Below are 24,016 nucleotides of genomic sequence, written 5' to 3'. Positions count from 1 at the left end.
TTTAGGAGTAAAAGTCTATTATTAGTTTAAAGCTAAATTTCAAATTCAAGTTAGTCAGCAAGCAGTCTTCTCTGGGAGACTTGTAGTCCAAGCATTTTTTAGGATAGTTATTAATCCAATTTTCAATGAAGGCGACTTCTTTAGGAGTCGTTTTCTTGGTTCCTTTAGGCAACCATCTACGAATGACCCTGTTGTGATTCTTATTAGTTCCCCTATAGGGGTGTGCATAGTAGATATGTTCCTTAGAAAACACATCAGACAAGCGGTTGAATTCGGCTCCATTATCTGCCGTGATGGAAAGAATTTGATGCTGTTTTAAGATGAGTTTTAGAGCCTGATTGACCGACTCAGCGCTTTTATTTGGAATTAATCGAATGATTTGATGTTTGCTCCTTCGATCCGTCAAGACAAGCAAGCAGTGATTTTTCGCTCTTGTAAGTAGGACTGTATTAATCTCATAGTGCCCATCCTCTAAGCGAAGACTGATAGCTTCAGGACGCTGTTCAATGGATTGACCAGCAGGTTTAAAGTTGAGACTAGCTTGTTTCTTGACAGTTTTTCCTTTTCTAGGATAAAGAAGGTTCTGTTTGGTTAGTCCTAATTTTCCATGATGAATCCAGCAGTAGATGGTAGAAATTCCTACGTTAACTCCCTTAGCTTTGAACATCATTTCAGGAGACAACTTTTGGTTATGATAGTGGAGAATCTTTACTGAAAAAGACCTACTATCCAGCAGCCACTCCTACTGTACTGGACCTTTTTAAACTTATCTATGGTATAATAGAAGATAGATTTATCAATTGGAGTATGAAGGATTTTATGATTAAACTTGTAGCAACCGATATGGATGGAACCTTTCTAGATGGAGAAGGTCGGTTTGATATGGAACGCCTCAAAAACGTACTTGTTTCCTACAAGGAAAAGGGGATTTATTTTGCTGTGGCTTCGGGTCGTGGGATCTTGTCCCTGAAAAAGTTGTTTGCGGATGTGCGTGATGAATTGATTTTTATAGCTGAAAATGGGAGCTATGTTGAGTTTCATGGTGAGGATATGTACGAGGCTACTATGTCTCGGGATTTTTACTTGAGCACTTTTGAAGCTTTGAAGAAATCGCCTTATTTTGATGAAAGAAAAATGCTCCTGACTGGGAAAAAAGCTTGTTATGTTTTGGATACAGTGGATGAGACCTATCTCATGTTTAGCCGTCACTACAATGAAAACATTCAAAAAGTAGCTAGTTTGGAATATATCACGGATGAGATTTTTAAATTTACTACGAACTTTACTGAAGAAACGATAGAAGCTGGAGAGGCCTGGGTCAACGAAAACGTTTCTGGTGTGAAAGCCATGACAACAGGTTTTGAATCCATCGATATTGTCTTGGACTATGTTGATAAGGGTGTGGCTATTGTTGAGTTGGCTAAAAAGCTGGGTCTAACTATGGATCAGGTCATGGCGTTTGGAGATAATCTCAATGACCTTCACATGATGCAGGTCGTCGGGCACCCAATCGCTCCTGAAAATGCGCGACCAGAGATTTTAGAATTAGCAGAAGCAGTGATTGGCCACCATAAGGACCAATCAGTGATGGCTTATATGGAGGGCTTGTAATGGCAGATATTAAATTGATTGCATTGGACTTGGATGGCACCTTGCTGACAACGGATAAAAAGCTGACAGATCGTACCAAGGCGGTCCTCAAAGCTGCGCGTGATCGTGGCATCAAGGTCGTACTGACAACGGGTCGTCCTCTAAAGGCTATGGATTTCTTTCTCCATGAGCTAGGGACTGACGGTCAGGAGGACGAGTACACTATCACCTTTAATGGTGGTCTGGTTCAGAAAAATACAGGAGAGATTCTCGATAAAACAGTCTTTTCAATCGACGATGTGGCGCGATTGTACGAGGAAACTGAAAAACTCGGACTTCCGTTAGATGCCATTTCAGAAGGAACAGTCTATCAAATCCAGTCGGATCAAGAAAGTCTCTATGCTAAGTTCAACCCAGCCCTGACTTTCGTGCCTATCGCTTTTGAAGATCTATCTAGTCAGATGACGTATAATAAATGTGTAACTGCCTTTGCCAAAGAACCTTTGGATGCAGCTATTCAACAGATTTCTCCTGAATTGTTTGACCAATACGAAATCTTCAAATCGCGTGAACTCTTATTGGAATGGTCGCCGAAAAACGTCCACAAGGCAACAGGTTTAGCGAAATTAGTTAAACACTTGGGAATTGACCAAAGTCAAGTGATGGCTTGTGGGGACGAGGCCAATGACCTTTCCATGATTGAGTGGGCAGGTCTGGGAGTTGCCATGCAAAACGCAGTTCCAGCGGTTAAGGAAGTTGCCAATGTGATTACCCCAATGACCAACGACGAGGAAGCCGTTGCCTGGGCTATCGAAGAATACGTGCTAAAGGAGAACTAGAATATGGGATTATTTGACCGTCTATTCGGGAAAAAAGAAGAGCCGAAAATCGAAGATATAGTAAAAGAAGCACTGGAAAATCTTGATTTGTCAGAAGAGGTTGAAGAAAACCAAACGGCTGTCAAGGAAACAAGCCAAGAAGAGACAGAAACGGACAAAGTGGAAGAAACTCCTGCTCAAGGAGAAATTTCACAGGTCTCGACAGAAGAAGTCATTGAACCAGAAGCAGTCGAGAAAACTGCTCAGGAAGAGCTTGAGCTAGAATCTGATGAATTGGAACAACTCCAAGAGCCGGAAGAAATTCTAGAAGAAGAGAGCCAAGAAACTGTAGAAACTGAAGAAGAGCTCGCTTCTGAAGTAGTAGAAGAAGAATATCCTCAAGTTGAAGAGACCGTTCAGGAAAAATATGACCGCAGTCTCAAGAAAACCCGTACAGGATTCGGAGCTCGTTTGAATGCCTTCTTTGCCAACTTTCGTTCTGTCGATGAAGAATTCTTCGAGGAATTGGAAGAACTGCTCATCATGAGCGACGTCGGTGTGCAAGTCGCTTCAAACTTAACAGAAGAACTACGCTATGAAGCCAAATTAGAAAACGCTAAGAAGCCAGACGCACTCCGCCGTGTCATTATCGAGAAATTGGTTGAACTCTATGAGAAGGATGGCAACTACGATGAACAAATCCATTTCCAAGATGGTTTGACAGTCATGCTCTTTGTTGGTGTTAACGGTGTTGGGAAAACAACTTCTATCGGGAAATTGGCTCATCGCTACAAACAAGCTGGCAAGAAAGTCATGTTGGTTGCGGCAGATACCTTCCGTGCTGGAGCTGTTGCCCAGCTAGCAGAATGGGGCCGTCGTGTTGATGTTCCTGTTGTGACGGGACCTGAAAAGGCTGATCCAGCTAGTGTGGTCTTTGATGGGATGGAACGTGCTGTAGCAGAAGGAATTGATATTCTCATGATTGATACAGCAGGGCGTCTGCAAAATAAGGACAACCTTATGGCCGAGTTGGAAAAGATTGGTCGTATTATCAAGCGTGTCGTTCCAGAGGCACCCCATGAAACATTCCTGGCACTCGATGCTTCGACTGGACAGAACGCCTTGGTACAAGCTAAGGAATTTTCTAAGATAACACCATTGACAGGAATTGTTTTGACAAAAATTGACGGAACTGCCCGAGGTGGTGTTGTACTAGCCATCCGCGAAGAACTTAATATCCCTGTAAAATTGATTGGTTTCGGTGAAAAAATCGATGATATCGGGGAATTTAACTCAGAAAACTTTATGAAAGGTCTCTTAGAAGGCTTGATTTAATATAAAATAAATATCCTGCAAGTCAATCTTGCAGGATATTTTTGCTATTCTAAACGGCCATCTTCACGATAGGCGATATCTGGTTGCCAGGTCCATTTGGCTCCATACTTCTCAAGTAAGTCAAAGCTAGCTTGTGGCCCCATGCTTCCAGCTTTATAATCGTAGAGTGGAACACCATTTTCAGCCCAGAGATCTTCGATACGGTCAATCAATTTCCATGAAGCACTTACCTCATCCCAGTGGCTGAAATTGGTTGAGTTGTTGTTCAAGACATCGTAGATTAATTTCTCGTAAGGATCTGGTGAGGCCCCAGTAGCTGTAGCATCTGTACGGTAATCCAGAGAGCTTGGTGCCAGGTTAAATTCTTCACCTACTTGTTTCCCATTTAGGCTAAGAGAGAAGCCTTCAGTTGGTTGGATATAGATGGTCAAGATATTTGGTGCTAATGGTTCTCCAAAGATAGAGTCCATTTGCTTAAAGACGATATTGACATGAGTCCCTTTTTCAGTCAGACGTTTACCAGTACGGAAGAAGAAGGGAACGCCACGGAAACGATCGCTGTCTACAAAGAAGGCGCCAGATGCGAAGGTTTCTGTTGTAGATTCAGGATCGACGTTTGGCTCGCTACGATAGGAAATGTATTTCATGCCATCGATTTTACCAGAGCGGTACTGACCACGGATAAACTGTTCTTTCAATTCTTCCTCAGTTGGATGATAGAGGTTTTTAAAGACCTTTATCTTTTCAGCACGAATCTCATCCTTTGTAAAGCTAGCTGGTTTGTCCATGGCTAGAAGAGAGAGGAGTTGGAGAGTATGGTTTTGCACCATATCACGAAGGGCACCAGATTGATCATAGTAGCCACCACGCTCTTCTACACCCAAGCGTTCCGCAAAGGTAATTTGGACATTATCGATGTGTTCACGGTTCCAAACATTCTCAAAGATCATGTTGGCAAAACGAACAGCAAAGATACTCTGAATCATCTCTTTACCTAGGTAATGGTCAATTCGGTAGATTTGCTCCTCATCAAAGGCCGCAAGGAGATCTTCATTGAGTTTGCTTGCTGTTTCGTAGTCTGTACCAAATGGTTTCTCAACGATCAAGCGCTCAAAACCTTTGCCATCGACAATGTTTTCAGATTTGAGGTGCTTGGCAATGGTTCCAAAGAACTGAGGTGCCATAGACAAGAAAAAGAGCTTATTGTGTTCAGCTTGGTATTTTTCATTCAGCTCAGCTTGTAATTGATGCAAAGCAATGTAATGTTCTGTATCATTCACATCATGGCTTTGATAGTAGAAGTGGCTGGCAAATTCTTGGGCTTGCTCGGTACTATCTGCCAAATCAAGGATGGACTCGACAACTACAGATTCAAAATATTCCTTACTCCAAGGTCTACGAGCTGTTCCGATAACTGCAAAATGCTCAGAAAGATTGCCTGATTTATATAGTCTGAAAAGGGAAGGGTAGAGTTTGCGTTTAGCTAAATCTCCACTCGCACCGAAAATTGTAACAATAACCTTTGATGACATCTAGCTACCTAATTTCTATATTTTTTCCTAGTTGGACTAGGGATGAGATTTCCTCATTATCATAGTTTTTATTTTATCATAATTTTCAAAAAAATCAAAAAATCCAATACGCAATTAAAAAACTGTAAGGAGAACCTTACAGTTTTGTTTTATACATTTAAGACCTTATCCAAGAACTCTTTTAGACGAGGGTGTTGTGGGTTATCGAAGATTTGATCTGGAGTTCCATCTTCTAGGAATTCACCATCAGCCGTAAAGATAACACGGTTGGCCACCTGACGAGCAAATCCCATCTCGTGGGTTACGATGATCATAGTCATGCCTTGCTCTGCCAATTCCTTCATAACATTCAGTACATCTCCAACCATTTCAGGGTCCAGAGCGGAAGTTGGCTCATCAAAGAGCATGATATCAGGATTCATGGCAAGTCCACGAGCGATGGCTACACGCTGTTTCTGACCACCTGATAGGCTATCTGGGTTAGCATTAGCCTTGTCTGCAAGACCGACTTTCTCCAGCAACTCCATCCCCAATTTTTCAGCTCCTTCTTTGGTCATCCGTTTGTGTTCAATAGGTGCAAAAGTGATATTCTCTAGGACGGACATGTGAGGAAAGAGGTTGAAGTGTTGGAAGACCATTCCGACGTTTTCGCGAACATGGTCGACATTGGTTGATTTTTCAGTCAGATCATAACCATTCACTGTAATATGGCCACTCGTTACCTCTTCGAGAAGGTTAAGGCTACGGAGGAAGGTCGATTTACCAGAACCAGATGGACCGATGATACAAACAACATCTCCTTCATAGAACTTAGTTGTAATGCCTTTTAAAACTTCGTTTTTTCCATAATACTTATGTAAATCATTTACATCAATTTTTAGTTTTGCCATTAACGAATCCTCTTTTCTAAGCGTTTCGCTAGTCTAGTCAAAAGCGTGATAATTACAAGATAGAAGATAGCAAGGATTGCATACATCTTGAAACTTTGGTAGTTACGAGCGATGATGATTTTACCAGTTTGGAAAAGTTCCACCAAACCGATAGCAGATACGATGGTTGTATCTTTAAGAGCGATAACGAATTGGTTGACGAAGTTTGGCAACATCAATTTAGTTGCTTGTGGCAAGATAATCTTACGCATGGTTTTTCCATAAGAGATACCCAAGCTTCGGCTGGCCTCCATTTGCCCAACTGGAACAGCTTGAATCCCACCACGAACGATTTCAGCGATATAAGCAGCAGCATTGAGTGAGAGGGCGATGGTACCAGCTACAAAGTCGTTAATTGGACTTTGTTGGCCTGTAATGGACTCGATAAAGTTTGGAATTCCCCAGAAGATGAAGGCTGCAAGAATCATCAAGGGAATACCACGGATAACGTCAACGAAGATCTCAGAGATAAGACGAAGAGATTTGTATGGGCTAACGCTAAACATACCAAAGATAATCCCAATTACAATGGCAATCGCAAACGAGATAAGTGCTAAAGCGAGAGTGATTCCAAGCCCGCTAAGGAGTTGTTTGTAGTTGTTTTGAAGCAAGCCCCAGATAGTAGTTTCGTCAACTGTAATTGTAGAAGTAGTTGCTGCTCCGCTAGCTAGATACTTGTCGAGAATTTTTTGAAATTCACCGTTTGCTTTGAGGTTAGCAAGCCCCTTATTGAACATCTGGATCAATTCAGGGTTTGTTCCTTTTTTTACGGCAAAGGCTGTTTCACCGATTGGAGTCCCAGCGATTGGCGTTTTCAATTTTTGTCCTTGACTGATAGAATATTTGAGAACGGGCTCATCATCCATCACGGCATCGATAGCTCCAGTGTTGAGACTGTCATACATAGATGATCCATCTGAAAAGGTTTTAATCTTGTAGCCGTATTTGCTCTGGTTTTCAGTAAGGAACGTTTGAGAAGCTGTCCCGTTTTTAACACCAACTGTTTTATCCTTGAGATCTTCATAAGAAGCAATGGTACTGGATTCTTTCACACCAAGAATAGTATTAGCAGTGTAGTAGGAATCAGAGAAATCAAATGTAGCTTTACGAGCATCCGTAACAGACATACCAGCAATAATACCATCAGCTTGTCCGGCCTGAACAGCACTGATCGCTGCATCAAAACCTGGGTTAGTAATCTCAATTTCGAAACCTTGATCTTTGGCAATAGCTTTAATCAAGTCCATATCAATACCAGTATACTCGTTGTTTGAATTTTGAAATACAAAAGGTGCAAAAGATGAATCACTTGCAATAATATACTTTGATTTAACAGTGTCAGCTTTTGCTATTCCTAGTGAGAAAATGGGAAATAAAATGAGCAAACATGCTAGGATTTTTTTCTTCATTTTTAGTCTCCTTTCTGAATATTTTTTAATTATAACAGAAAAAAAGCCAGAAGGCAAATTTTAATGATTTTTATGTAAGAAGATATGACATAAGAGTGCAAATTTGCTAAATCAATAGATAAAGAATCTAATGGAATTTATGGTAAAATAGAAGGATAGAAAGTGTGTACGAGGTAATTATGATTAATCGGATTACAGACAATCAATTTAAACTAGTATCAAAATACCAACCTTCAGGAGATCAACCCCAAGCGATTGAGCAGTTGGTTGACAATATCGAGGGTGGAGAAAAGGCCCAAATTTTGATGGGGGCGACTGGTACTGGGAAGACCTATACCATGAGTCAGGTCATTTCCAAAGTCAATAAACCTACTTTGGTCATTGCCCATAACAAAACCCTAGCTGGTCAGCTCTATGGGGAGTTTAAGGAATTTTTCCCTGAAAATGCTGTTGAGTACTTTGTTTCATACTATGACTATTACCAACCCGAGGCCTATGTTCCTTCTAGTGATACCTATATTGAGAAGGACAGTTCAGTCAATGACGAGATTGACAAGCTTCGTCACTCAGCGACTTCAGCACTTCTGGAGCGCAATGATGTCATCGTTGTGGCTTCTGTTTCTTGTATCTATGGTCTGGGTTCGCCAAAGGAATACGCTGATAGTGTTGTAAGTCTCCGTCCAGGTCTTGAAATTTCTCGTGATAAACTCTTGAATGACTTGGTGGATATCCAGTTTGAGCGCAATGATATTGATTTCCAACGGGGAAGATTTCGCGTGCGTGGGGATGTGGTGGAGATTTTCCCAGCATCCCGAGATGAACACGCTTTTCGAGTAGAGTTTTTCGGGGATGAGATTGACCGTATCCGTGAGGTTGAGGCTTTGACAGGTCAAGTCCTTGGTGAAGTGGATCATTTGGCGATTTTCCCTGCCACTCACTTTGTGACTAATGACGACCACATGGAGGTTGCTATTGCCAAGATTCAAGCAGAGTTGGAGGAGCAGTTAGCTGTCTTTGAGAAGGAAGGTAAACTGCTAGAAGCCCAGCGTTTGAAGCAGCGCACAGAGTATGATATTGAGATGTTACGTGAGATGGGTTATACAAATGGGGTTGAGAACTACTCTCGTCACATGGATGGTCGTAGTGAAGGAGAGCCTCCTTATACGCTTCTTGACTTCTTCCCAGATGATTTCTTGATTATGATTGATGAAAGTCACATGACCATGGGGCAAATCAAAGGTATGTACAATGGAGACCGTTCGCGTAAGGAAATGTTGGTCAATTATGGTTTCCGTTTACCGTCAGCCTTGGACAATCGTCCTCTCCGTCGGGAGGAGTTTGAGAGTCATGTTCATCAGATTGTTTACGTTTCAGCAACACCAGGCGACTACGAAAATGAACAGACCGAGACAGTGATTGAGCAAATCATTCGTCCAACAGGACTCTTGGATCCAGAAGTGGAAGTTCGTCCGACTATGGGACAGATTGATGACCTCTTAGGTGAAATCAATGCCCGTGTTGAAAAAAATGAGCGAACCTTTATTACCACCTTGACCAAGAAAATGGCAGAAGACCTGACTGACTACTTCAAGGAAATGGGGATCAAAGTCAAGTACATGCACTCGGATATCAAGACCTTGGAGCGGACGGAGATTATCCGTGACCTGCGCTTGGGTGTTTTTGATGTCTTGGTCGGAATCAACCTGCTCCGTGAAGGGATTGACGTTCCTGAGGTAAGCTTGGTTGCTATTCTAGATGCTGACAAGGAAGGTTTCCTTCGTAACGAACGTGGCCTCATCCAGACCATTGGTCGTGCTGCCCGTAATAGCGAAGGGCATGTCATCATGTATGCGGACACGATGACTCAGTCTATGCAACGTGCTATCGATGAAACGGCCCGTCGTCGGAAAATCCAGATGGCCTATAATGAAGAACATGGTATTGTACCTCAGACAATTAAGAAAGAAATCCGTGACCTGATTGCTGTAACCAAGGCAGTTGCCAAGGAAGAGGACAAGGAAGTCGATATCAATAGTCTCAACAAACATGAACGCAAGGAACTCGTCAAGAAACTCGAAAAACAAATGCAAGAAGCCGTCGAAGTACTTGATTTTGAACTGGCAGCTCAGATACGTGATATGATGCTGGAAGTCAAGGCGTTAAACTGAAAAAAATTATAAAGAAATAGAAATATATAGAAAGACATAATATGACAGCAAAAAAAACTAAACACATAGGCATTGAATGTTGTAGAATTTTAGCTATGTTGATGATTTGCAATTTACATGTTTTAGGTATGGGAGGAATTTTGGAGAAAGTTGATAGTCAAAAAGATCTTTACTATATTTTTGCAAATTTTTTAGAAGCTTTCTCATATTCAGCTGTAAATATTTATATTTTAATCAGTGGGTATGTCGGTCTTTATTCACAATTTAGTTATAAAAAAATGTTTAGTTTTTGGGTACAGATTATTTTCTATACTATTTCAATTACTTTTGTATTTGCTATTTTTTCAAAATCATCTGTCAACTTAAGTGATTGGTTTTCAGCTTTAACTCCAATAAGTCATGGACAGTATTGGTATATGAGTTGCTATTTTGGTTTAGTCTTAATAGCACCATTTTTGAATCAAGCAGTGCTGATATTGAAAAAAGAACAATTGCTTCCAATTGTTAGTGGAGCGTTTATATACTTTTCTGTCATACCCACGGTATTTAAACAAGATATTCTGGGCTTGTGGGGTGGTTATAGTGTATTATGGATGATCCTCTTGTACACTTTGGGAGCAATAATTAGAAAATCAAATTACGAAAGTCGTTTTCAAATACGTAATGTTAGTGGATTCATTTTATTTCTAACTAGTTTAACTTTTATATTATGCTGGCTTGGTTTTGAACAGTGGAGAAGTTATATTTCTCCAACGGTCACACTGCAAGGAATAGCAATATTTTTACTCTTTTTGAATATTAAAAATCTTCCCTTAACTTTTAAGAAACTAGTTCTTTTAGTATCTCCACTAACTTTGGGTGTTTATCTGTTTCATGTACATCCTCTTATTTTTAGAAGAATTATACCAACCATCCATACTTTAGTTGAAGAACAAGAATTTTACATGTTTGTCATTATTATTCTAGTTATGACACTGATCCTGTTTTTTTCTGGTGCTATCATTGAGTATTTTAGAAATAAATTAATGGCGTATATTCTTACTTTAATCAAGAGTTTTAAAAATCTTAAACAGACTTAAAACTTTATTGTCTTATTAAAAATAGGAGCAAGAGGCACTAAAATATACACTGTATTGAGAACTTAAGGTTTACTGAGATTATACGTGACCTTATTGCCGTGACCAAGGCAGTTTCCAAAGAAGAGGACAAGGAAGTCGATATCAATAACCTCAAAAACTAAAGCATAAAGAACTCGTCAAGAAACTGGAAAAACAAATGCAAGAAGCCGTCGAAGTGCTTGATTTTGAACTAGCAACTCAGATACGTGGTATGATGCTAGAAGTCAAAGTGTTGGATTAGATAGGAGAAAATGAATGAAAATTTTAGTCATCAATGGACATCCTGACAAGGGAAGTTTCTGTCAAGAAATTTTTCGAACGATTGTAGAAAATATTGACTCAAATCGCCATGAGCTTGAATCTATTAACCTAAATGAGATAGATTTTGATCCTGTATTACGTTGTGGTTATCGAAAACGTATGGAAGAGGACTCTTTCATACGTCGCTCCCAGGAACTAATCCAGTGGGCAGATCATTTCATTTTTGTTTATCCAATTTGGTGGAGTAGTATGCCTAGTCTATTGAAAGGTTGGATTGATCGTGTTTTCACGCCAGGAATTGCATACTCTGCAAATAACCAAGGAAGTTTTATTTGGAACTACTTAAGGGGTCAGCAGTTTAAAAAGTTACTAAAAGGAAAAACAGCCAGTATTTACGCAACATCCATGGCACCAACATGGTGGTACAAAGTATTTTCAGGTTCTATCAATATTCCAGACAGTTATGGAATATCAGTATTAAAGAATGCTGTCCTGAATCATTGTGGTATCAAAACAAAGAAAGTTTCAATTTTAGGTGAGTTAGGGCGTGAGGTGAATACAAATTCTACAAGACAAAAATATCTGCAAAAAGTAGCTGAGGAAGTCAAGGCGTTGGATTAGTGAAATAAATTTAAATATGTTTATCTAGGAGAAGCTAGTAATGAAAAAAATTTTACTGTTAATTTTCTTCATTGTAAATATTGTCCCTTTATTCTTTATTCTACGTTTTGCCTTCCTTATCTTTACAACAACTTATGATATTTTTCCTGAAGCAAATCAAGCGGAAGTAGAGACAGCAGTAAGAAGAACCCTTGATTTGTATGGTTTTAAAGGAGATATGAAGGTTACGAGGTTTTCTAGAGATAAATGGACTTCTGAAAAATACAAAATTGAATACAATTATAGTGAAGAAGTTGATGGAAGTAGAGTCACTGTGAGTCATGCCTTGTTTTATCGTCCAAAGTCCTCAAAATACAATCCCCAAAAGACTGATGAAGAACTAGCCTATGATGGGACTACGAAAACCATGTTACAAGAATTTTCAGACATGGCTCATAAACTACTCAACCAACATCCTGTCAGTATTTCTCACAAAGAGAAGGTAGAGAATTTTTTTAAGCAATATGAAAATCCCAATTTGGAATTCGTAAATAGTTACTGGAGTGTCGATACTGAATCTGGGGATATTCAAGACTATTATGATCTCATTGAAAAGAACCGTAAGGAAGGGAAAGCTTTTCAAGGTTTGTATGATATTCCTATTGATGAATTCTTGGGAAAAGAAATGATTAAAGGATACATCATCTATCGCGATACTGTTTTAGAAGAGGGTGAGAAAGATTATTTTGATAGTGAAGGCGGACTGACAGGATTTATTTCAAATGGGATAGATAATGCCGAGTTGCCAGATGCTTTTTATGAGGTTTCTTACTACTATGGTGCTAAAGGATATCGTTCAGGTAGTAGTGTCCCTTTAAAGATTCAAAACCATAAGATGCTCTATTATGGAAGTAATTTTAACTAAAAATTTTATATGTAATAATTTGTGTTAAAATAATAGACGAGATAATTTAAAAGTGATGGATATTAGTCATTAGTTAGTAGTTTGAATTTAAAGGAGAAATAAATAGTGAAAAATTCAAGTACTTTTAACAAGCTTATTTATACTGTCCTATATTCCTTACTGATAGCATTTGTTATCGCTCATTTCATATTATGGTCATTTGGTTTATCATTTACTCCGATTATTTGGAATATTTGGCTCTTTCTTCTAATTTTTACTCTATTTATTCGCTTTTTGAGGTCCTTTGCAATTCTTGATCTTCTATTTGGGATATTTGGACTGAAATTTATTCCCATAGCGTGGAATACAGGGATTTTTGTTCCAATTATTCTCTCTATTTCGCATATTTTTATTTACTTTTTAAAGGGGAAATATCGCTTCCTTGAAGGAGTGCGCAGTGCGATTTGTAGTTTTTATATTTGGTTATTTGTAATTGTCGTCTTCGCTCTTATTCCAAATCCTCCTGTTCCAATCACTATTGATTATGAAGTTAGGGAACAAGAAATTGTCATAACAAAAGGATATTTGCTTCATGATGTATACTATTATCATGAGCTGATCAATCCCTTTATCATGAAATCTGACATCAAGTCTGAAAAAATTATATAACAACTTAGAAAGTGAGTAAATTTATGTCCCGCTCCCAATTAACGATTTTAACAAACATTTGTCTGATTGAAGACCTTAAAAATCAGCGAGTAGTCATGCAATATCGCTCTCCTGAAGAGAATCGCTGGTCTGGTTATGCCTTTCCAGGAGGTCATGTAGAAAATGGCGAGGCTTTCGCAGAGTCTGTCATTCGTGAAATCTATGAAGAAACAGGATTGACTATCCAAAATCCTCAACTTGTCGGCATTAAAAATTGGCCACTAGATACAGGTGAGCGCTACATCGTCGTTTGCTATAAGGCGACAGAGTTTACTGGAAATCTCCAATCCTCAGAAGAAGGAGAAGTATCTTGGGTGCAAAAAGACCAGATTCCAAACTTGGATCTGGCCTATGATATGCTACCCTTGATGGAGATGATGGAAGCACCTGACAAGTCTGAATTTTTCTACCCCCGCCGTACAGAAGACGATTGGGAAAAGAAAATTTTCTAATCCTTTACCAAATAGCCTAACTGATCCAAGGCCTCCTCGATATAGTGGAGGTCTTGTTGTGTCTCGGCCTCAACAAGGTGGTAATGGATGCCGTCTGTCAATTCAGAAAGTGGTCTAAAGTCTGAATTCTCGACTTGTTCCAGAAAGTGCTGGACATCTCGGCGGCAGGTGAGTTTGAGCAGGGTTTCAATTTCACCATAAACGGGATGATCAATTAAGATATTTTGAACGCGTCCGCCATTATCTACTATAGCCAAAAGTTCCTGACCAATTTCTTCCAGTTCATGTTTCACTTTAAAGAGTTTGTGGACGTAGGGGTTGGCATCATTTTCTTTGTAGATATAACCACGATTGGTTGACAAGATAGGAGCGCCGTCGGCTCGCAAGATGGCAATGTCTTGGACGATGATTTGGCGTGTGACATGAAAGTGTTCAGCCAAGGTTTGACCATTGAGAGCTTTTGGTGACTCTTTTAAAAGTTTGAGAAGAGCTTGTTTGCGATCCTTTGTCATAGTTTTTCCTTTTAGCGACGTTTTCGAAGCACTTTAAAGACAGCTAGTGCTAATGTATAGTCTACCATACTATGGATAATTGTACCAAAACCAACTAGAACAAAGAGAACATAAAACATATTTTCAACATTTGTCCCTGAAGTAGCATAGAAGATGATACAAGCTATTACTTCAGCGATAGCATGAACAACACCCAAAACAAAGTTAAAAATCCAAGATGTCTTTGGTTTATCCAAGGTTTCAGGGAATTTCTTTAAGTACAAAGCCCCCAAAGTACCAAAAACGATGTGAGAGAAGGCGCGCAGGACGATAACCATGGGATAGCCTGCCATCAGGAAGCCAAGACTAGAAGCAATAATCACAAAAGCAGCCATCAAAGGCGAAAGAAACATGGCGATAAAGATGGGGATATGACTTCCCAAGGTGTAAGAAGCCGGTGGGATAACGATTTTAAAAGGCATAATGATTGGAATCAAAATCGCTATTGCAGTGAGTAGGGCAGTCATGGTCATAAACTGCGTTTTTTTCCGTATATCCATAAGAACCTCCATTTAACTGTATATACACAAGTATAGTACAATAAATAGATAGACATGTCAAGAATTTATTTTGATTTTATTGGAAATTTTCAAAAGTATAGGTGGTAAATTCAAAAAATTTTCATATATTTTCAAAATTTTGAACGAATGACTCCTTGGTAAATAACTTTTTATGAGTAGAAGATGAGCCTTTACTTGTGAAAACTAAAACTCCACCTTCAGGACGAAAGTGGAGTTGTTTTTTTATTTCTTCAAGGTTTCGAGACGTGGGACAATTGCTACAGTTAGGATGGCTGAGATGAGGAGTTCAGCAATTGAGTTTGTAGAGATGACAGTTGCTAGGAGTTTTTGGATATTGCCATTGAAGACATTTCCGAAAAGGAAGAAGATTCCCCCAAGGACAAAGACGGTGTTGGTAAGGGAACCGAGAGCTCCGGCAATGATGAGGCCTGTTCTGTTTTTCAATAATTTATAAACTAAATAAGGTGTGAGACCAATCAAAATGCGAGGTAGGATGGCGATCATTGCGGAATAGATGTTTCCGTTTGGTACAAAAGGTGAGAATAGATAGCTGGTTGGAAGGATTGTAATCGTGTTGACCGTCAAGCTAAGTAGCCCCATCAAGAAACCAAGTGTAACACCAACTCGTGGGCCGTAAATAATACTTGCAATAATAACAGGAATATGCACGATAGTTGGTTTGATTGGAAATGGGAAAAGATTAAACAGGATTGAACTTAAAAAGTGGATAACGAGCATAGTTGCAAAAAAGATTGCAATGGGCGCAATATTAGAGCGTTTTTTCATCGAGGGTTTCCTTTATTCTTTCTAAAATAGTATTCAGGTCAGCTAGGGCGCCTTTTCCGTAATCGCCACAGGCTAGTAGAGATTCCTTTGGTGAGATAATCTGATAACCATAGGTCTCTAATGTTTTTAGATTAGCCTGAGTTGCCGGATGGTTATACATTTTTGTGTTCATGGCTGGTGCGACTAACTTTTTGACGTGGTCTGGCAGGGCAAGAGCTGTACTCGTAACCATGTTATCCGCAAAACCATGCGCAAGTTTGGCAATGGTATTAGCGGTAGCGGGGACGACGATAAAAAGGTCGGTTTCTTTGCCTCTTTCAATATGATTGACTTGATCAGTATAGGGTTCCTGCATGACATCAAGGTGGACAGGATTTTGAGAGAGGACTTGTAGTGTCAAAGGTTGGATAAACTCTCTTGCCGACTCAGTCATTAGGACAGTGACATGATGGCCTTGTTTTTTCAAAGAACTGACCAGGTCGGCTGATTTATAGGAGGCAATGGAACCTGTCACTGCGATCAGAATGTTGGCCATGGCTTTCCTTTCTAAGAATCGTATGCTTGAATGTTTTCAAGGAGGAGGCTTGCAATTTCCTCTTTGGTTTGAACAGTTTGAAGATGCTCTCTCTCAACAAAGATTGCTCGATGTTGATTCGCTGAGATTTGAGTAAGGTCATTTGCAATGATTAGGTCTGCCTGGTTCTTGACAAGACTCTTTCGAGCAATCTCAATGAGATAATCTTCAGAGACATCAACCAGCAATTTAAACCCAATCAGATGAATGGCAGGATTCCATTCTTTGACCAGAGAGATGATTTTGGGTGTTTTTTTCAGGAATAAGACCTGAACCTCATCAGTTGAAGAAATCTTAGTCTGATGATTCTGCTTGCTTAAAAATTCTTCTAAATTAGGGCTAGCCTGAACTTCCTCAAGCCCCGTCATATAAACAGGAGTGTAGTCAGAAACTGCCATAGAATGAATCAGAACCTGATAATTTTGAACATGCTCTTTCATCTCTAAAAGAAGATCATTAGTATTTTTGATTTCTCGAATGGTTAAATGGGGACGAGGTTCTGGCTTAAGAGCTCTGTTAGTAGTTATCAAACAAACTTCATGCCCTGCAGCAAGCAAGGTTTCTGTGATGATTTTCCCCAAGCGACCAGTGGAATGGTTCGTAATAGAGCGGACGCTATCAATAGCTTCACTCGTACCGCCCGACGTAACTAAAATTTTCATAGGACTATTGTACACAAAAATAAACGTTAAGTAAAATGAAAGCATTTAAAAGAAAAATATATTATTATTGACATTTATAGTAATAAATAAGATAATGAATCTAAGTAAATTAAAAGGGGTATTACTATGGATTTTTTAAAATTTGCGGACAATATTGTAAAAGAAGCTGGAAAAGTATTGAATGATGTCGGTTCTGCTACTAGCGAAGCCTTAAATGAAGCGAGTAAATTTACTGGAGAAGTTATTACAGAATCTGTAAAAACTATAGGTGAAGTATCAAGCCAAGTTGGTAATGTTGTCTCAGAGAAAGCTGTTGGAGTTGCCGGAGATGTAGCACATCAGATAACAAATGTGACTTCTGAAACATTTAACGAAGCTGGGAAAATAGCGAATAATACAAAAGAACAAATTGAATCGGTAGACCTTTTTAATTCTAAACTAAGACAAGAAGCTGTTGATGGATATAATGAAGCTATTAGTTGTTATAATGAGGAAGCTGATAGCTTGGCTAATAAATCAATAGAGCTTTATCAGGTTAGGGATAAAGCTATCAAAGTTGTAAAAATTGTTGAAGAAAGAATTAACAAACTAGCAAATAAACCAAAAGAGTTTGAAACAAAATTAGAAGCAATTGATGTTGAAATTCAAAATTTTGAAGATAAGCAAATTGCTATTTCACAGTCAATTAAGGAAGCTGAATTAGCAAGTGGTAGCACAGCGGCTACGGCTTCACTTAGCGCATTAGGAGTAACAGTTGCAACTTTAGGGCCTACTGCCGCTATGGGTGTTGCAACTACATTTGGTGTTGCATCAACAGGTACTGCAATTTCAAGTTTGTCAGGTGCTGCAGCAAATAGCGCCGCTCTGGCTTGGTTAGGTGGTGGAAGTGTAGCAGCTGGTGGCGGTGGAGTGGCAGCCGGTAACGCATTTTTAGCATTGGCTGGTCCTGTCGGTTGGGGAATTGCAGGCGCTATGTTGACCGCTTCTATAGGCGCTGGTGTAGTAGCTAATAGGAAAAATGAAGAAGTTGCAAAAGAGGCTATGGAGGAACAGAAAAAGGTAGAATTGTTGGCTAGACAACTTAAAGAAAAAGTAATAGAAGTTACGGAATTAATAGAACTAACTGAAAAACAAACAGAAGGAATTTATTTAGCCAATTTATCTTTAACTGGGATGGACTATAGCTTATTTACTGAAGATGAAAAATATCAGGCAGGTGCTTTAGTGAATTCAACTCTATCATTAACCGCTATGGTAAATAAGGAAATTAGAATAAATGAGTAACCAGATTTTTAATCAAGCTTTTAACCAAGGTATTGGTGCATATGTCAATTGTTTAAATAATTTAAGGATTCAAGACTTACAAATTGCTATGAAAATCATAGAGGATGAAGCGTGTAAAGTCATCTTAAACAAGGATAATGTCTCAAAAATCTTAAACCATACTAGAGATAATATTGAAGATGTTATTCTAAAGAAGCGTGGAGGAGAGAACGGTGGTCACGGCTTTATCGCTGAATTTGCAGAAGCTGGGATTGTAAATGCGAGGAGAGCTATTGAAGGATTAAATCCTATTGTAAAAGTATTGAATGATAATGGACCTGCCGATTTATTAATTGGTAGAAATACCATTCAAATGAAGTTTTATAATAATTTACGTGATGAACTGGATCAATCATTTCTTTACAGTGCAAAAATGAAAATGATGTTTCCAAAAGATCACGTGCTAGTATTTGAAAAAATAATGGCTGGAGCAAAAGAAGTTGAATTTAATGGTAAAAGATTATCTATTAAACAAATTACGGATATACGGCAAACAATCAATGATATTACCAAAAGTAAAGGACTTACTTCATACAAATCTTGGATGAAATCTTCTGTTTTAAATTATAATGATGCTCAAAAAAATTCAATTCATTCTCTTTTAGGTTCTGAAGAGAAGAATATTCGTAAAACAGTTAGACTGAAACAACAAGAATTAAATGGAAAACGATTAGTAGCGCAAAAACATGCATTACCAAATTTAAAAGAAGCTAGCAAGGTTGCAAGAAACGCAGCGTTTTTACAGGGTGGTTTAGCTTTGTTGTCAAGTGTATATGGAAAATACAAAGAAGGAAAAAGTATTTTTGAATTCGAAGAATCAGATTGGTTAGATTGTGGATTGGACACAGCTGAAGGAGTTGTAAAGGGGGCAATATCTGGTTATTCCATTTACGGATTAACAAACGTCTTTGGTATTAGTGCTCCAAATGCCAGTGCTTTAGTAATGGCTACTTATGGAATGATTGATGTTGTTTTGAGATTTAGATCTTCTGAAATAACTCAAGATGAACTTATGAATCTCTTGACATTAAATGTAATAGATGCTTCCTTTGCAACAATTGGTGCTTGTATTGGTCAAGCAACGATTCCTATACCAGTTCTAGGTTCTATAGTAGGTTCAATAGCTAGTTCAATCATTTGGGAAATAGGGAAGGGAATATTAAATGATAGCGAACAAAAAATAATTCAAGACTATAAGGAAAATCTGAATAATTACATAAAAATTTTAGATAAGCATTATCTTACAATTTATAACGAAATCATAGAAAAATATAAAAAACTGGGTGAAATACAAGAGTATTCGTTTGATTTGTCAATAAATACTAAACTTAGATTTGAGTACTCTATTGAGATGGCGGAAAAATTAGAAATCGAAGATAAAAAAATTCTTCATGATTTGACTGAAATTGATAGTTATTTTCTTTCCTAGATCATTTTCAGATTCTTTATAGTCTAAAACTATAAAGCCATATAAAATTTTTCAAAGGGCTCTAAAAATCTTGAAATTTAGGATATTCACGAACGTTTTAAGGGTTTAATAGTGTTAAAAATCTTGTTTTGTGTTATAATGAATTATCACATTAGAGATTAGAGGAGTTTGTTATGAAAACAGATATTGAAATCGCGCAGAGTATTGAGTTGAAGCCGATCGTTGATGTTGTGGAGAAGCTTGGTATTTCTTACGACGATTTGGAGCTGTACGGAAAGTACAAGGCTAAGCTCAGCTTTGATAAAATTCGTGCAGTTGAGAGCAATCCAGTTGGGAAATTGATCTTGGTAACTGCCATCAACCCAACGCCTGCAGGTGAAGGGAAGTCAACCATTACCATTGGTCTTGCAGACGCCTTGAATAAAATTGGTAAGAAAACGATGATTGCTATCCGCGAACCGTCTCTTGGTCCAGTAATGGGGATTAAGGGTGGTGCAGCCGGTGGTGGTTATGCCCAAGTGTTGCCAATGGAGGACATCAACCTCCACTTTACTGGAGATATGCATGCTATTACAACTGCCAACAATGCTCTTTCTGCCTTGATTGACAATCACTTGCACCAAGGGAATGAGCTGGGAATCGACCAACGTCGCATTCTCTGGAAACGTGTCGTTGACTTGAACGACCGTGCCCTTCGTCATGTTACCGTTGGACTTGGTGGCCCTCTAAATGGTATTCCACGCGAGGATGGTTTTGACATTACCGTTGCTTCCGAAATTATGGCGATTCTTTGCTTGGCGACTGATATTGAAGATTTGAAACGTCGTTTGGCTAATATTGTTATCGGTTATCGCTATGACCGTACACCAGTTTCTGTTGGTGATTTGCAGGTTGAAGGTGCTTTGGCTTTGATTTTGAAGGATGCTATTAAGCCGAACTTGGTTCAGACAATTTACGGAACACCTGCCTTTGTACACGGTGGTCCATTTGCCAATATCGCTCATGGATGTAACTCTGTTTTGGCAACAAGCACAGCTCTTCGCTTGGCTGATTATACTGTTACTGAAGCTGGTTTTGGTGCGGACCTTGGTGCCGAGAAATTCCTTGATATCAAGACACCAAACTTGCCAACTTCTCCAGATGCAGTAGTCATCGTCGCAACCCTTCGTGCCCTTAAGATGAATGGTGGTGTGGCTAAGGATGCTTTGACAGAGGAAAATGTAGAAGCAGTTCGCGCAGGTTTTGCTAATTTAAAACGCCACGTTGAGAATATCCGTAAGTTTGGTATTCCAGCAGTTGTTGCGATTAATGAGTTTGTCACTGATACAGAAGCTGAAATCGCAGCTTTGAAGGAACTTTGTGCCTCAATCGATGTTCCAGTAGAATTGGCTAGTGTCTGGGCTGATGGTGCAGAAGGTGGCGTAGCGCTTGCCGAAACGGTTGTTAAGACTATTGCTGAAAATCCAGCCAACTACACTCGTCTTTATGACAATGACCTTTCTGCCCAAGAAAAGATTGAAAAAATTGTCACTGAAATCTATCGTGGTAGCAAAGTGAACTTTGAGAAGAAAGCTCAAACGCAAATTGCTCAAATCGTTCAAAATGGATGGGACAAATTGCCAATCTGTATGGCTAAAACTCAGTACAGTTTTTCTGACAATCCAAATGCACTTGGAGCACCAGAAAACTTTGAAATTACCATTCGTGAATTGGTACCAAAATTGGGGGCAGGCTTCATCGTTGCCCTAACTGGTGATGTTATGACCATGCCAGGCCTTCCAAAACGACCAGCCGCTCTCAACATGGATGTTGAAAGCGATGGAACCGTTCTAGGATTGTTCTAATATTTAGATGATATTTAAAGAGTTTGGAAATGCTATTCAAGCTCTTTTTCTTATCTAGATATAAGGCCTTGTCTTCAGCTGATGAGAGAGTTTTCTTCTACAAGCAACCAGTCTAGGTAAAGATATTTTCCCTGATTTCTGATATAATAGAAACATTGACTTCAAGAGTAAGGAAGAGAAAATGAACGCATTATTGAATGGAATGAATGACCGTCAGGCTGAGGCGGTGCAAACGACAGAAGGTCCATTATTGATCATGGCTGGGGCTGGTTCTGGGAAGACTCGTGTTTTAACTCACAGAATCGCCTACTTGATTGATGAAAAAATGGTTAATCCTTGGAATATCTTGGCCATTACCTTTACCAATAAGGCTGCGCGTGAGATGAAGGAGCGTGCCTATGGGCTCAATCCAGCTACTCAGGACTGTCTGATTGCGACCTTTCACTCTATGTGTGTTCGTATTTTGCGTCGTGATGCGGATCATATTGGCTACAATCGTAATTTTACTATTGTAGATCCTGGGGAACAGAGAACTCTCATGAAACGTATTCTCAAGCAATTAAACCTAGATCCGAAAAAATGGAATGAACGGACTATTTTGGGAACCATTTCCAATGCTAAGAATGACTTGATTGATGATGTGGTTTATGCTGCTCAAGCTGGTGATATGTATACGCAAATCGTAGCCCAGTGTTATACAGCCTATCAGAAAGAGCTTCGTCAGTCTGAGTCTGTTGACTTTGATGATTTGATCATGTTGACCCTGCGCCTCTTTGATCAGAATCCCGACGTCTTGACCTACTACCAGCAGAAGTTTCAGTACATCCATGTTGATGAGTATCAAGATACCAACCATGCCCAGTACCAACTGGTCAAACTCTTGGCTTCACGCTTTAAAAACATCTGCGTGGTCGGTGATGCGGACCAGTCTATCTACGGTTGGCGTGGGGCTGATATGCAGAATATCTTGGATTTTGAGAAAGATTACCCTAACGCCAAGGTGATTTTGCTAGAAGAAAATTATCGTTCAACCAAAACCATACTTCAAGCAGCCAATGACGTTATCAAAAATAATCAAAATCGCCGCCCCAAGAATCTCTGGACTCAGAATGCGGATGGAGAGCAGATTATTTACTATCGTGCAAATGACGAACAAGACGAGGCTGTTTTTGTAGCAAAAACCATCGATGAACTTGGTCGAACTCAAAACTTCCTCCACAAGGATTTTGCAGTTCTTTATCGGACTAATGCACAATCCCGTACTATTGAGGAAGCCCTCCTAAAGTCCAATATTCCTTATACTATGGTCGGCGGGACCAAGTTCTACAGCCGTAAGGAAATCCGTGACATTATCGCTTATCTTAACCTCATTGCCAATTTGAGTGATAATATCAGTTTTGAGCGCATTATCAACGAGCCAAAACGTGGAATCGGCCCAGGAACGGTTGAGAAAATCCGTGATTTTGCTAATATGCAAGACATGTCCATGCTAGATGCTTCAGCCAATATCATGTTGTCTGGCATCAAAGGGAAAGCAGCCCAGTCTATCTGGGATTTTGCAAATATGATTCTGGATTTGCGGGAGCAACTGGATCAATTAACTATCACCGAGCTAGTGGAGGCTGTTCTAGAAAAAACAGGTTATATCGATATTCTTAATGCTCAGGCAACCTTGGAAAGTAAGGCGCGGGTTGAAAATATCGAAGAGTTCCTATCTGTTACCAAAAACTTTGATGACAACCCTGATAGTCAGGAAGAAGAAACTGGTTTGGACAAACTCAGTCGATTCTTGAATGACTTGGCTTTGATTGCAGACACGGATTCGGGCAGTCAGGAGACATCTGAGGTGACTTTGATGACACTCCATGCAGCTAAGGGACTCGAGTTCCCAGTTGTCTTTATCATCGGGATGGAGGAAAATGTCTTTCCGCTTAGTCGCGCAGCTGAAGATCCTGATGAGCTAGAAGAAGAACGCCGTTTGGCCTATGTAGGTATTACGCGCGCAGAAAAAATCCTCTATCTGACCAATGCCAACTCACGTTTGCTTTTTGGGCGTACTAGCTACAATCGTCCAACTCGTTTTATCAATGAAATCAGTTCGGACTTACTTGACTATCAAGGCTTGGCTCGGCCAGCGAATACCAGTTTTAAGGCATCTTATAGCAGTGGTGGAGTGGCATTTGGTCAAGGTATGAGCTTAGCTCAGGCCCTTCAAGAACGGAAACGCAATGCCGCACCAAGCTCTATCCCGTCAAGTAGTCTTCCATTTGGACAGTTTGCAGCTGGAAATAAAAAAGATTCGACTGATACAAGCTGGTCTATTGGAGATATTGCACTTCACAAGAAATGGGGAGAGGGAACTGTTCTGGAAGTCTCAGGTAGCGGTGATACTCAGGAACTAAAAATCAATTTCCCAGAAGTAGGGCTGAAAAAACTCCTAGCCAGTGTAGCCCCAATTGAGAAAAAAATCTAATTTTCCATCCTTCTCACGAATAATAAAGT

Annotated in this window: 21 protein-coding genes and 2 pseudogenes; 14 read left to right on the top strand and 9 right to left on the bottom strand. The window is 39.5% G+C overall.

The window, feature by feature from the left end; genetic code table 11:
• Position 1: 1 nt before the first annotated feature.
• Positions 2–712, bottom strand: a pseudogene (locus tag HMPREF0850_RS12825) (IS30 family transposase); the annotation flags it as partial.
• Between the two features lie 107 nt (positions 713–819).
• Between HMPREF0850_RS12825 and HMPREF0850_RS09185 the strand changes: the two are divergent.
• Genes HMPREF0850_RS09185 through ftsY form a run of 3 tightly spaced genes read left to right on the top strand, consistent with a single transcriptional unit; the run spans position 820 to position 3,743 of the window.
• Positions 820–1,611, top strand: coding sequence for a Cof-type HAD-IIB family hydrolase (locus HMPREF0850_RS09185; protein ID WP_000594108.1), 792 nt, complete (start codon positions 820–822; stop codon positions 1,609–1,611).
• On the top strand, positions 1,611–2,429 hold the full coding sequence (locus tag HMPREF0850_RS09180) for a Cof-type HAD-IIB family hydrolase (RefSeq protein WP_000763415.1): 819 nt from the start codon (positions 1,611–1,613) through the stop codon (positions 2,427–2,429). Before HMPREF0850_RS09185 ends, HMPREF0850_RS09180 begins: the two co-directional genes overlap by 1 nt.
• A 3-nt stretch (positions 2,430–2,432) precedes the next feature.
• On the top strand, positions 2,433–3,743 hold the full coding sequence (gene ftsY, locus HMPREF0850_RS09175; RefSeq protein WP_000522287.1) for a signal recognition particle-docking protein FtsY: 1,311 nt from the start codon (positions 2,433–2,435) through the stop codon (positions 3,741–3,743).
• Between the two features lie 44 nt (positions 3,744–3,787).
• On the opposite strand, the gene zwf is transcribed toward ftsY, so the two are convergent.
• The 3 genes from zwf to HMPREF0850_RS09160 all read right to left on the bottom strand — a co-directional run bounded on the left by zwf (position 3,788) and on the right by HMPREF0850_RS09160 (position 7,613).
• Entirely contained in the window at positions 3,788–5,275 is a 1,488-nt protein-coding gene (gene zwf / locus HMPREF0850_RS09170; RefSeq protein ID WP_000096099.1) for a glucose-6-phosphate dehydrogenase, read from the bottom strand.
• A 149-nt stretch (positions 5,276–5,424) separates the two neighbouring features.
• On the bottom strand, positions 5,425–6,165 hold the full coding sequence (locus tag HMPREF0850_RS09165) for an amino acid ABC transporter ATP-binding protein (RefSeq protein WP_001096338.1): 741 nt from the start codon (positions 6,163–6,165) through the stop codon (positions 5,425–5,427).
• Positions 6,165–7,613: an amino acid ABC transporter substrate-binding protein/permease gene (locus tag HMPREF0850_RS09160; RefSeq protein WP_009013994.1), complete on the bottom strand. Its 1,449-nt coding sequence runs from the start codon at positions 7,611–7,613 to the stop codon at positions 6,165–6,167. The genes HMPREF0850_RS09165 and HMPREF0850_RS09160 overlap by 1 nt, the downstream gene beginning before the upstream one ends.
• Before the next feature lie 179 nt (positions 7,614–7,792).
• Between HMPREF0850_RS09160 and uvrB the strand changes: the two genes are divergently transcribed.
• The 7 genes and pseudogenes from uvrB (at position 7,793) to HMPREF0850_RS09130 (ending at position 13,824) form a co-directional block, all read left to right on the top strand.
• Complete coding sequence (gene uvrB, locus HMPREF0850_RS09155; protein ID WP_000610428.1) at positions 7,793–9,781, top strand: excinuclease ABC subunit UvrB; 1,989 nt, start codon at positions 7,793–7,795, stop codon at positions 9,779–9,781.
• A gap of 41 nt (positions 9,782–9,822) precedes the next feature.
• On the top strand, positions 9,823–10,860 hold the full coding sequence (locus HMPREF0850_RS09150; protein WP_000125534.1) for an acyltransferase: 1,038 nt from the start codon (positions 9,823–9,825) through the stop codon (positions 10,858–10,860).
• Positions 10,861–10,940: 80 nt separating this feature from the next.
• Positions 10,941–11,140, top strand: a pseudogene (locus HMPREF0850_RS13280) (UvrB/UvrC motif-containing protein); the annotation flags it as partial.
• Positions 11,141–11,154: 14 nt separating this feature from the next.
• A complete protein-coding gene (locus tag HMPREF0850_RS09140) occupies positions 11,155–11,781 on the top strand; it encodes an NAD(P)H-dependent oxidoreductase (RefSeq protein ID WP_000699279.1) in 627 nt (208 codons plus the stop codon).
• A gap of 40 nt (positions 11,782–11,821) precedes the next feature.
• The gene (locus tag HMPREF0850_RS09135) at positions 11,822–12,685 is read left to right on the top strand and encodes a hypothetical protein (RefSeq protein ID WP_000722316.1); all 864 of its coding nucleotides are present in this window, start codon (positions 11,822–11,824) and stop codon (positions 12,683–12,685) included.
• 105 nt (positions 12,686–12,790) lie between these two features.
• Entirely contained in the window at positions 12,791–13,333 is a 543-nt protein-coding gene (locus HMPREF0850_RS0103350) for a hypothetical protein (RefSeq protein ID WP_000798528.1), read from the top strand.
• Positions 13,334–13,356: 23 nt separating this feature from the next.
• A complete protein-coding gene (locus HMPREF0850_RS09130; RefSeq protein ID WP_000091555.1) occupies positions 13,357–13,824 on the top strand; it encodes an 8-oxo-dGTP diphosphatase in 468 nt (155 codons plus the stop codon).
• On the opposite strand, the gene HMPREF0850_RS09125 is transcribed toward HMPREF0850_RS09130, so the two are convergent.
• From HMPREF0850_RS09125 to coaB, 5 genes are all read right to left on the bottom strand, one after another.
• Positions 13,821–14,336, bottom strand: a complete 516-nt coding sequence (locus tag HMPREF0850_RS09125) for a transcription repressor NadR (RefSeq protein ID WP_000159165.1) — start codon at positions 14,334–14,336, stop codon at positions 13,821–13,823. The two genes, HMPREF0850_RS09130 and HMPREF0850_RS09125, sit on opposite strands and share 4 nt — an antisense overlap.
• Before the next feature lie 11 nt (positions 14,337–14,347).
• Positions 14,348–14,875, bottom strand: a complete 528-nt coding sequence (locus HMPREF0850_RS09120) for an ECF transporter S component (protein ID WP_000354642.1) — start codon at positions 14,873–14,875, stop codon at positions 14,348–14,350.
• Between the two features lie 243 nt (positions 14,876–15,118).
• Entirely contained in the window at positions 15,119–15,682 is a 564-nt protein-coding gene (locus HMPREF0850_RS09115) for an ECF transporter S component (protein ID WP_000747404.1), read from the bottom strand.
• Entirely contained in the window at positions 15,666–16,217 is a 552-nt protein-coding gene (coaC, locus tag HMPREF0850_RS09110; protein ID WP_001274061.1) for a phosphopantothenoylcysteine decarboxylase, read from the bottom strand. Before coaC ends, HMPREF0850_RS09115 begins: the two co-directional genes overlap by 17 nt.
• Before the next feature lie 11 nt (positions 16,218–16,228).
• Positions 16,229–16,918, bottom strand: a complete 690-nt coding sequence (coaB, locus tag HMPREF0850_RS09105; RefSeq protein WP_000699522.1) for a phosphopantothenate--cysteine ligase — start codon at positions 16,916–16,918, stop codon at positions 16,229–16,231.
• Between the two features lie 126 nt (positions 16,919–17,044).
• Between coaB and HMPREF0850_RS09100 the strand changes: the two genes are divergently transcribed.
• The 4 genes from HMPREF0850_RS09100 (at position 17,045) to pcrA (ending at position 23,987) form a co-directional block, all read left to right on the top strand.
• Positions 17,045–18,202, top strand: a complete 1,158-nt coding sequence (locus tag HMPREF0850_RS09100) for a hypothetical protein (protein WP_000346786.1) — start codon at positions 17,045–17,047, stop codon at positions 18,200–18,202.
• Positions 18,195–19,670, top strand: coding sequence for a hypothetical protein (locus HMPREF0850_RS09095; protein WP_000070716.1), 1,476 nt, complete (start codon positions 18,195–18,197; stop codon positions 19,668–19,670). The genes HMPREF0850_RS09100 and HMPREF0850_RS09095 overlap by 8 nt, the downstream gene beginning before the upstream one ends.
• A gap of 173 nt (positions 19,671–19,843) precedes the next feature.
• Positions 19,844–21,514 (top strand): formate--tetrahydrofolate ligase, encoded by a 1,671-nt coding sequence (locus HMPREF0850_RS09090; RefSeq protein ID WP_000845257.1) that lies wholly within the window; start codon positions 19,844–19,846, stop codon positions 21,512–21,514.
• Between the two features lie 181 nt (positions 21,515–21,695).
• A complete protein-coding gene (gene pcrA / locus HMPREF0850_RS09085; protein WP_000992903.1) occupies positions 21,696–23,987 on the top strand; it encodes a DNA helicase PcrA in 2,292 nt (763 codons plus the stop codon).
• Positions 23,988–24,016 lie beyond the last annotated feature (29 nt).

This window comes from Streptococcus sp. M143, assembly GCF_000162495.1.
Taxonomy (GTDB): domain Bacteria; phylum Bacillota; class Bacilli; order Lactobacillales; family Streptococcaceae; genus Streptococcus; species Streptococcus dentisani.
Note: the sequence above shows the minus strand (reverse complement) of the source record. Positions and strands in the feature narration are given on the sequence as shown.